General features: G+C 48.9%; 7 tRNA genes and 2 rRNA genes. All 9 read left to right on the top strand.

Going from position 1 to position 1,190, the window contains the following annotated elements:
- Positions 1-256 (top strand): 23S ribosomal RNA (locus IQI_RS01605); the annotation flags it as partial.
- Positions 257-357: 101 nt separating this feature from the next.
- A 5S ribosomal RNA gene (gene rrf / locus IQI_RS01600) occupies positions 358-474 on the top strand.
- Positions 475-484: 10 nt separating this feature from the next.
- Positions 485-560 (top strand) — tRNA-Val (locus tag IQI_RS01595).
- A gap of 12 nt (positions 561-572) precedes the next feature.
- Positions 573-648: transfer RNA gene (locus IQI_RS01590), tRNA-Thr, on the top strand.
- A gap of 54 nt (positions 649-702) precedes the next feature.
- A tRNA-Lys gene (locus IQI_RS01585) sits at positions 703-778 on the top strand.
- 41 nt (positions 779-819) lie between these two features.
- Positions 820-904 (top strand) — tRNA-Leu (locus IQI_RS01580).
- Positions 905-911: 7 nt separating this feature from the next.
- Positions 912-986: transfer RNA gene (locus IQI_RS01575), tRNA-Gly, on the top strand.
- Between the two features lie 9 nt (positions 987-995).
- Positions 996-1,084, top strand: a tRNA-Leu gene (locus tag IQI_RS01570).
- Positions 1,085-1,112: 28 nt separating this feature from the next.
- Positions 1,113-1,189, top strand: a tRNA-Arg gene (locus tag IQI_RS01565).
- Position 1,190: the final 1 nt, after the last annotated feature.

Below are 1,190 nucleotides of genomic sequence, written 5' to 3'. Positions count from 1 at the left end.
AGCTGTCCTAGTACGAGAGGACCGGGATGGACGCACCGCTGGTGTACCAGTTGTCTTGCCAAAGGCATCGCTGGGTAGCTATGTGCGGAAGGGATAAGTGCTGAAAGCATCTAAGCATGAAGCCCCCCTCGAGATGAGATTTCCCATCACTTTATGTGAGTAAGATCCCTAGAAGATGACTAGGTAGATAGGTCAGAGGTGGAAGCATGGCGACATGTGGAGCTGACTGATACTAATCGATCGAGGACTTAACCACACAGTATCATTTTAAAAATGAACAACATTGGTCGATATTCGGCTTTCTTGACATCAACTCTTTATCTAGTTTTGAAGGAACAACCTTCAATGAAATATTCGTCTGGTGATTATGGCGAAGAGGTCACACCCGTTCCCATGCCGAACACGGAAGTTAAGCTCTTCAGCGCCAATGGTAGTTGGGGGATCTCCCCCTGTGAGAGTAGGACGTCGCCAGGCGATACATATCGGAGGATTAGCTCAGCTGGGAGAGCATCTGCCTTACAAGCAGAGGGTCGGCGGTTCGATCCCGTCATCCTCCACCATTTTTTACACACGCCGGTGTAGCTCAACTGGTAGAGCAACTGACTTGTAATCAGTAGGTTGGGGGTTCAAGTCCTCTTGCCGGCACCATTTGGTTTAATTTAATATAGATGATAGAAACAATTATCTCTTAATTTCTATTAAGAGCCATTAGCTCAGTTGGTAGAGCATCTGACTTTTAATCAGAGGGTCGAAGGTTCGAATCCTTCATGGCTCACCATTCTTTTTTTGCGAAAGCAAAATAACTTGCCATTTACACATGCGGGTGTGGCGGAATTGGCAGACGCACCAGACTTAGGATCTGGCGCCGCAAGGCGTGGGGGTTCAAGTCCCTTCACCCGCACCATTCATATGCGAAAGTAGTTCAGTGGTAGAACACCACCTTGCCAAGGTGGGGGTCGCGGGTTCGAATCCCGTCTTTCGCTCCAGAAGATTTTGCCGGGGTGGCGGAACTGGCAGACGCACAGGACTTAAAATCCTGCGGTAGGTGACTACCGTACCGGTTCGATTCCGGTCCTCGGCACCATTGTTTTTTAAAACAAAATAGCTTATTAGCGCCCGTAGCTCAATTGGATAGAGCGTTTGACTACGGATCAAAAGGTTAGGGGTTCGACTCCTCTCGGGCGCGCCAT

Source organism: Rossellomorea aquimaris TF-12, from assembly GCF_001648555.1.
Taxonomy (GTDB): domain Bacteria; phylum Bacillota; class Bacilli; order Bacillales; family Bacillaceae_B; genus Rossellomorea; species Rossellomorea aquimaris.
The sequence above is the reverse complement of the archived record's forward strand: the minus strand, read 5'-3'. Positions and strand labels throughout refer to the sequence as shown.